This window comes from Fulvimarina thalattae, from assembly GCF_040239565.1.
Classification (GTDB): domain Bacteria; phylum Pseudomonadota; class Alphaproteobacteria; order Rhizobiales; family Rhizobiaceae; genus Fulvimarina.
The window spans coordinates 1-2,364 of sequence record NZ_JBEHWS010000057.1 but is presented as its reverse complement, the minus strand read 5'-3'; the positions used below and the strand labels follow the sequence as shown (position 1 = coordinate 2,364).

1 protein-coding gene is annotated in these 2,364 nt (G+C 62.8%); it reads left to right on the top strand.

What is annotated here, in order from left to right; translation table 11 throughout:
- The first annotated feature begins 414 nt into the window (after nt 1-414).
- Nucleotides 415-2,229: a serine aminopeptidase domain-containing protein gene (locus ABRA89_RS20330; RefSeq protein WP_349943324.1), complete on the top strand. Its 1,815-nt coding sequence runs from the start codon at nt 415-417 to the stop codon at nt 2,227-2,229.
- The last annotated feature ends 135 nt before the right edge of the window (nt 2,230-2,364 follow it).

Genomic DNA, 2,364 nt, shown 5'->3' with positions numbered 1-2,364 from the left:
CCGTTCACAGCCAGAACGATCTCCTCGCGCAGATCTTCGGGCTCCAAAAAGTTAACAAAGTCTGAAAGTTTCAAGCGAGATTGTTATCCCGCGTCTCATGACCAAAGTTGCGACACGCCCCGCAAGATCACCTATCTCATGCGCCGCGCCATCGGCGATCTGTTCTAGGGGAAATATCGGTAAGTAATTCTGCGTACGCCGCCGCCGGAGCGATCGGACGGCGATTGATGGGCTCGGTTCAGGCTGTGACGCATTTCATGCATCTCAAGGATACGTGGCGGAAATGCGCCAATACTGGCAGGGAATTACCGTAGCCCTGCAGTCTTCTTCATGTTACTTTCTGTAAGGTCATTCATTTTTGACGCTACTGACCCTACTGAAGGGGCGTCCTGGAGAAGGTGCATAGGATCGCGGATGCAGACGGGGTATCTCGTGACGGCGGACGGGGTGACCCTGACGCGTTTCAAGGTTCCAGCCGTTGTCAAGGCGCGCGGGACCGTCTTCGTCACTCACAGCATCGCCCAGCACACCTGCAATCTCAGCGCCTCCATGGCGGGTCTTGCCGCGCGTGGATGGACCGCTTACGGGACCGACCTGCGGGGACACGGCCATTCTGCGGGCCGTACGGCGCCGCTCGGGCACATGGAGATCGGCAAGGGTTGGGAACGGCTCGTCGCGGACCTTGCCCTCGCCCTGCGCGAAGCTTTCCAGACCGTGCCCTGGGAGGAGCGGCTCGTTGTCGCTCCCAATATCGGCGCGCTTCTCGTTCTGGAGGTTCTGAAGGACTGGCCTGATCTTTCGCAAAACATCGTCTTCGTCACGCCGCCCACCAACCAGCCGGCGCTTATGAAGCTCGGACGCGGCTTCGCGCGGGCGCGGTCGTTTTTGCATGCGCCGGACAAGCCCGACGAGATGACCCATCACCAGCTTTATTCGTTTCTCGGCGCGCATTTGGAGGGCCGCGATCGCCTGATCGACGTCGTCTCCTCGGATCGGGCCGTAACCGACGCGCTCATCGCCGATCCGCTTGCCTGGTTCATCCCGACCACTGGCTATTTCCACGAGATGTTTCGCGGCATCGAGAGCGCCTGGCGCTGGCAGGCGGAAAAGACGGTAAAGCAGGACACCCGCATGCTCATCCTTTACGGCGGCGACGACCCGATGACCGCCAATGGCCGGTTCGTCGGCCCGATGCGCGCGCATCTGGAACGGATCGGTTTTGCCGCGGTCGACGCCCATTGCGTGCGCGAGGGACGCGCCGGGCTGATCATCGAGGAGGAGCGCTTCGGGCTCTCCAGGCTGATCGACGACTGGAGCGCGGGCAGGGCGATCGGCGCGGCGTCAGGCGCGGTAAACGCAGAAGTCGACATGCGCGAGGTCTCCACCGGCGTCCTCCAGCGCTACGGCCTCAACGAGCCGGACCGTGAACTCAGCGCCGACGAGCTGGTCGAGATGTGCTATCACGCCATCGAGGACGAGGACCGCTGGACCGAGGTCCTCTACCGCATGGCCTTCGCGCTTTCGACCGACAGCAATCTCTCCGACAAGCATCTGGAGGCGCTGTTCCTGGCGCTGATGCCCCATCTCGACCGGTCCTATCGGCTCAGCCGGCAGGTGCTGCAATCGGCGGCGCTTGGGGCGATCCTCGAAAATGTTATCGATAGGCTGGGGATCGGCACTGCCGTCGTAGCGTCGGACTTTGCGATCTCCTATGCCAACGAGGCCTTCACCCAGACCCTCGCCCGGCTCCTGGCACAGCCCGCGCTCGCCGGCTCCTGCGATCTTGCGGATCTGTCGCGCCGGCTGCAGGCCATGGTGCGCGAGGAGAACCGGCAGGAGCTCGTCCTGGGGCAGGGCGAGGGCTTTCTCTATCTCGGCACGGAAGTGATCGGCTTTCACTTCCGTCCGCGCGCGCTTGCCCAATCGGCGCTCAAGCGCGGCGGTCCGACGGGAGTCGTCATCCTGCGCGACATCGATCGCCCGACGGACACCAACGCGGCGCTCCAGCTGGAACTCCTGCAATTCGCCTATGGCCTGACTGCCAAGGAGGCCGAAGCTGCCGCAGGCGTCGTCAGCGGCAAGTCTCCGGAGGTCGTCGCGGAGGAACTCGGCATCACCATCAACACGATGCGGACCCATCTGCGCCGGGTGTTCGAGAAAACCGGCGTCCACGGCCAGACGGAGCTCGCCGCGCGCCTCTTGCGCGGACCCATGGGGCTGATCGCCTGACATGGCCGGATACTGATTTCCAGCGCGAAGTGCAACACCCCAGAGCCGATGTATGATCGGCTCGGTTGTCCAGACCAATTGGAGTGTTGCGTTGCCATCCTACGTCCATCTTTCATCTCTCGAAAGAGAACAGAT

Coding starts and splice junctions, on each gene's coding strand:
- ABRA89_RS20330 (WP_349943324.1), top strand. CDS start 415: ATGCAGACGGGGTATCTCGTGACGGCGGACGGGGTGACCCTGACGCGT.